At 72.6% G+C, this 5405-nt stretch carries 5 protein-coding genes; 2 read left to right on the top strand and 3 right to left on the bottom strand.

Annotation, left to right across the window (positions count from 1 at the left end; all coding sequences use genetic code 11):
- Positions 1 to 14 precede the first annotated feature (14 nt).
- Positions 15 to 911, top strand: coding sequence for a transcriptional activator NhaR (gene nhaR, locus VF697_RS18110; RefSeq protein WP_331096659.1), 897 nt, complete (start codon positions 15 to 17; stop codon positions 909 to 911).
- A 19-nt stretch (positions 912 to 930) separates the two neighbouring features.
- Here the strand turns inward: nhaR and VF697_RS18105 are convergent, their stop codons facing one another.
- The 3 genes from VF697_RS18105 to VF697_RS18095 form a co-directional block, all read right to left on the bottom strand.
- Positions 931 to 2520, bottom strand: coding sequence for an amidohydrolase (locus VF697_RS18105; RefSeq protein WP_331096657.1), 1590 nt, complete (start codon positions 2518 to 2520; stop codon positions 931 to 933).
- Positions 2521 to 2729: 209 nt separating this feature from the next.
- Complete coding sequence (locus VF697_RS18100) at positions 2730 to 2930, bottom strand: hypothetical protein (protein WP_331096655.1); 201 nt, start codon at positions 2928 to 2930, stop codon at positions 2730 to 2732.
- Positions 2931 to 3036: 106 nt separating this feature from the next.
- Complete coding sequence (locus tag VF697_RS18095; protein WP_331096652.1) at positions 3037 to 3927, bottom strand: cyanophycinase; 891 nt, start codon at positions 3925 to 3927, stop codon at positions 3037 to 3039.
- 172 nt (positions 3928 to 4099) lie between these two features.
- Between VF697_RS18095 and VF697_RS18090 the strand changes: the two genes are divergently transcribed.
- A partial coding sequence (locus VF697_RS18090; RefSeq protein ID WP_331096651.1) for a nodulation protein NfeD occupies positions 4100 to 5405 on the top strand: 1306 nt, incomplete at its 3' end.

Raw genomic sequence — 5405 nt, 5'->3', positions numbered from 1 at the left:
CGGAGGCCCCTCGCGTGAGCTGGCTCAACTACCACCACCTCCTCTACTTCTGGACCGTCGCCCGCGCTGGCTCCATCGCCAAGGCCAGCCAGGAGCTCCGCCTCGCCCAGCCCACCATCAGCGCCCAGCTCAAGCTCCTCGAGGAGTCGCTCGGCCACAAGCTCTTCGAGCGACAGGGCCGCCGCCTCGTCCTCACCGACGTCGGCCGCACCGTCCTCCGCTACGCCGAGGACATCTTCCGCCTCGGAAACGAGCTGAGGAACGTCGTCAACGGCCTCCCCTCCGGCCAGCAGCTCCGCCTCGCCATCGGCGTCACCGACGTCATCCCCAAGCTCGTCGCCGAGCGTCTCATCCAGCCCGCCTTCGACACCTCCCCCGACATCCGCATCACCTGTCGCGAAGGTCCCCTCCCCCAGCTCCTCGCCTCCCTCGCCCTCCACGAACTCGATGTCGTCCTCGCCGACGCCCCCTCCTCCGAGCCCGTCAGCATCCGCTCCTTCAACCACCTGCTCGGCAAGTGTGGCGTCTCCTTCTTCGCCGCTCCCAAGCTGGCCCACCTCGGCCGGGGTTTCCCGCGCTCGCTCGATGGCGCCCCCGTCCTCCTCCCCTCCGAGACCTCTTCCGTCCGCCGCTCGTTGGAGATCTGGTTCGACGCCCAGCGCGTCCACCCGCTCATCGTCGGTGACTTCGATGACAGCGCCCTGTTGAAGGCCTTCGGCCACCGGGGTCACGGCGTCTTCGCCGCTCCCTCCATCATCGAGGACGAGGTCTGCCGCCAGTTCGCCGTCTCCGTCGTCGGGCGCACCGAGGACATCGAGACGTGCTTCTACGCCATCTCCGTCGAGCGGCGGCTCCGCCATCCCGCGGTCGTGGCCATCGCCGAGACCGCTCGCTCCCTGTTGTTCAGCTAGAGAGCGGCGACGAGACGGCTCAAGGGGCCCGGTGGACTTCCCGGCCCGCCACCACCGTGGCCACCACCGTCGCGTCCACCAGGGCCTTCGCCTCGTCCGACACCGGGTCCACCGACAGCACCGTGAAGTCCGCGTCCAGCCCCTCCGCCAGCCTCCCCCGCCGCTCCTCCGCGAACGACGCCCACGCCGGTCCCACCGTGAAGCCCTCCAGCGCCTCCTGCCCCGTCAGTCGCTCTCGAGGCAGCCAGCCCCCCTCGGGCTTCCCCGCCGCGTCCTGACGCGTCCTCGCCGCGTACAGCCCCGCCAGCGCGTCCGGGTTCTCGATGGGGAAGTCGCTCCCCAGCGCCAGCACCGCCCCCGCCTCCTTCAGGCTCCTCCACGCGTACGCGCCCTTCAGCCGCTCCGCCCCCAGTCGCGCCTCCGCCCACCCCATGTCGCTCGTCGCGTGCGTCGGCTGCACGCTCGCCACCAGCCCCGCCTCTCCCAGCTTCTGGATGTCCTCGGGCCGCAAAATCTGGGCGTGCTCCACCCGGTGCCGCAGCGCCTTCGTCCCCGTCGCCGCCGACGCTCGAATCAGCGTGTCCACCACCAATGTGTTCGCCCGGTCTCCAATCGCGTGGATGCACACCTGGAAGCCTCGCTGCATGAAGGCCAGTGCCCTCGCCTCCAGCTCCTCCGGCTCCATCAGCAGCAGCCCCGTCTCCCCCGGCGCGTCGCTGTAGGACTCGTGCAGCGCCGCCCCTCGCGAGCCCAGCGCCCCGTCCAGCAGGAACTTCACCGACTTCATCTCCAGCATCCGCCCGCCGTACGTCCCCAGCTCCAGGTACGTGCGCCGCTCCTCCCCCTGCCCGTCCGCCATCGCGTACACCCGCACCGGCAGCCGCCCCGCCATGTCCCACGCCTGCAGCAGCCGGAACGTGCGCAGGTCCATCCCCGCGTCGTGCACCCCCGTCAGCCCCTCCCGCGCGCAGCGCTCCAGCGCCGCCGAGAGCCGCGCCGCCAACTGCTCGTCCGTCGGCGGTGACACCCCCCGCGTCACCAGGTCCATCGCGTTGTCCACCAGCACGCCCGTCGGCTCGCCCTTCGCGTCCTTCAGGATGCGGCCTCCCGCCGGGTCCGGCGTCTCCCGGGTGATTCCCGCGCGCCGCAGCGCCTCGCCGTTCACCCACGCCGCGTGGTGGTCCACCCGCGTCAGGTACACCGGCGTCCTCGGGAAGCGCGCGTCCAGCTCGGCCCGCCCGGGGAAGCTCTTGCCCGGCCACCCGTTCTGGTCCCACCCCTTTCCGATCAGCCAGTCCCCCTGGAAGCTCGTGGACGGGGCCTCCACCAGGCGCCGCACCACCTCGTCCACCGAGCCCGCCCCCTCCAGCCTCGCCACCGTCAGGCTCCGCCCGAGTCCCGCGAGGTGCGCGTGCGCGTCCACCAGTCCGGGCACCACCACCGCGTCGCCGAAGTCCACCACCCGCGCGCCCGCGCCCGCCGCCGCGAGCACCTCGGCCTTCGTCCCCACCGTCAGCACCCGACCCTGGCGCACCGCCAGCGCCTCGGCCTCCGGCCTCCCCGCGTCCAGCGTGCGGATCCGCCGTGCCACGTAGACTGTCGTCTCCACTCGCGCTCCCTCGGGCGCCCTGCGGGCGCACCCCGCCCCCAGCGCCAGCAGCAGCGTCCCCAGAAGGAGCGCCCGTGCCGCACCGCGGGCCCATGTTTCGTGAAGGTGTTGGGATGAACGTCCCCGCATCGACGGGCGCCACTGTGCGCCAGCCCCTCTCGGCTGTCACGGGGACTGTGGGGAGGTGACGTGGGAGGAAGGGGCGGCGGTTACTCGCTCGGCGGCGTCCCCGAGTCCGGCTCCGTCAGCGGGCCCCCAGACCCCGGTGGCTCCGCCGGCACGTTCTGGATCTCCTCGCGCTGCCCCGGGTCATCCAGGGGCTCCCGGTTCTCCGTCCCCGGCGGCTGGGTCGTCCGGCAGGCCAGGAAGCCAACGAGTACTCCCACCACGATGAGCAGGGCACGGCGCATGGGAACTCCTCCGTCCAAAGAGCCCCCACCGTAGGGAGCCCCTCCCCCCGCCGCAACGCGCATCCGCTCCGCTCCGTCCGCCACCGGATGCAGTCGCCCGCGCGGCTCAGGACAGGACGGTCCGCTCCGGGAGGTGGAAGCGCTGGCCGTCGACCAGCGCGTGTTGCACCAGGCCCGAGACCGCCAGCCGGTTATCCCGCGTGCGCACCACCCGCGCGCGCGTCGCGTCATAGACAATCACCCACCCCTGCCCTAGCACCTCGAGCGTCCCGTCCGGCTTCACCCACGCCGCCGTCCCCTCGTCGATGCCCAGGCCCAGCAGCTCCGGGTGCTCCAGCACCAGGCTCTCCAGCCGCCCCTGCCGCTTCCTCGCCATGAAGTGCGAGTCCACGATCGTCCCCGGCAGCAGCCCGATGCCTCGCGTGGTGACGATGTTCGAGGCGCGCAGCACCGTCTCATCGCCCTCGCCCACGAACATCACCTCGCTCTGGCAGGCCGCTCCCGCGCTCGTCCCCGCCACCACGCCGCCCCGCGCCATCAGCTCCCGGATGGCCTCCAGCAGCGGCGTGTCCACCATCCGCTGCGAGATGCGGTTCTGGTCCCCGCCCCCGAAGAAGACACCGCCCGCGCGCCGCACCGCCTCCACCACCTCGGGCTTCAGCGCGTCCCGGCGCTCGTCGACGTGCACCACCTGGACATGCTTCGCCCCGGCCGCCACGAGCTGCGCCTTGAGCTCCTCGCCCGTGGGGCGGCTCTTCTCGCTCGCCAGGGGGAACACCACCACCGGCTTCTCGCCGCCTCCGGCCAGCTCCACGAACTGGCTCAGCACCTCCGGTGGCTTGTAGCCCCCGCCCAGCAGCAGCAGGTGCCCGCATCGCACGGAAGTCCGTGCCTCCACGGGCGGCACCTCGGCGAGCAGATTCCGGGAGAGGGTCTCATCACGCCAGGGCCGGGCCTCGGCGAGCAGGGGAGCGGGAGTCAGTGGAGTGGGGGGCACGAAGCGGTCCGCGAGACTCGGCCCCGAGGGCTTGGGCCGGCCGGTGTGTGTAGCACAGGAGACCCTCGGCCCCCGAAGCCGTGCACGGCAGGACGGATGCCCTCCAGGCCGGGCGACACGGTGGGTTCTGGTGGCTACTGGTTGGGACCGGTTCACAGCGGTGGGGTTCGCGATGCGTGGGGGATTCGGACGGTTGGCCGTCGTGGCGCTCGCGCTGGGCATGCTGCTCCTCGGCCAGGCAGCCGGACGTGCGGACTCTCCGTCCCCTCCCATCGTCTCCCGCTGCGTCCTCGACGGCATGGTGGATGCCGGCTCCAGCGCCTACCTCGTGGACTGTGTCCGGCGCGCGCAGGAGGCCGGTCATCACGCGCTCCTCCTCCGGCTCGACACTCCCGGCGGAGAGCTCGAGTCCACTCGCAATATCGTCCGGGCCTTCCTCGGTGCCCGCGTCCCCGTGCTGGTGTGGGTGGGTCCTTCCGGCGCCCGAGCCGGCAGTGCCGGGGTCTTCATCACCCTCGCCTCCCATCTGGCCGGCATGGCCCCCGGCACCAACATCGGCGCGGCCCACCCCGTCGTCGGGCTCACCGGGCAGGACCCGGAAGAGGCCGGCGGCAAGGAGATGGCCCGGAAGATCGAGAACGACGCCGTCGCCTTCGTCGAGTCCATCGCCAGGCAGCGCGGTCGCAACGTCGAGTGGGCCATCAGCGCCGTCCGCCAGAGCGCGAGCGTCCCCGCCGAGAAGGCGCTCGAGCTGCACGTCATCGAGCACGTCGCGCCCACCCAGGAGGCCTTCCTCGAATGGGCCCACGGCCGCACCGTCACCGTCTCGGACACGTCCGTCACGCTGCGCACCGCCAACGCCCAGCTCGTCGAGCTGGCGCCCTCCCTCTCGCAGCGCGTCCTCCACGCCCTCGCCCAGCCGGCCGTCGTCTACATCCTCTTCCTCCTCGCCGGCCTCTGCATCGCGGTGGAGCTCGCCCACCCCGGGCTGTTCGCCCCCGGCATCGCCGGCGTGGTGTGCCTGGTGCTCGCCCTGCTCGCCTCCTCGGCGCTGCCCGTGCGCCTCGGGGCCCTCGTCCTCCTGCTGCTCGGCGTGGCGCTGCTCGTGGCCGAGCTCTTCGTCACCAGCGGCCTGCTCGGCGCCGCGGGCACGGTGCTGCTGGTGCTCGGCGGCGTGTTCCTCGTGGACCGCTTCGATGCGGACTGGTTCGTCGACAAGCCCTTGCACGTGCCCCTGCGCACGGTGCTCCCCACCGCCCTCTTCGTCGCCGGGGCCGCCGTCTTCCTCGCCTTCCGCGCCGCCCAGACGCGCCGCATGCCCCAGCTCGCCGGAGACGTGGGCCTCGTGGGCGAGGTGGGCCAGGTGCTCGAGGCCGTCTCGCCCTCCGGGGGCGCGGTGTTCGTCCACGGCGAGCGCTGGGCCGCCGTCTCCTCCTCTCCCCTTCCCTCCGGCGCCCGCGTGGTGGTGCGCCGGGTGG

Source organism: Archangium sp. (assembly GCF_036388035.1).
GTDB lineage: Bacteria > Myxococcota > Myxococcia > Myxococcales > Myxococcaceae > Archangium.
The sequence above is the reverse complement of the archived record's forward strand: the minus strand, read 5'-3'. Positions and strand labels throughout refer to the sequence as shown.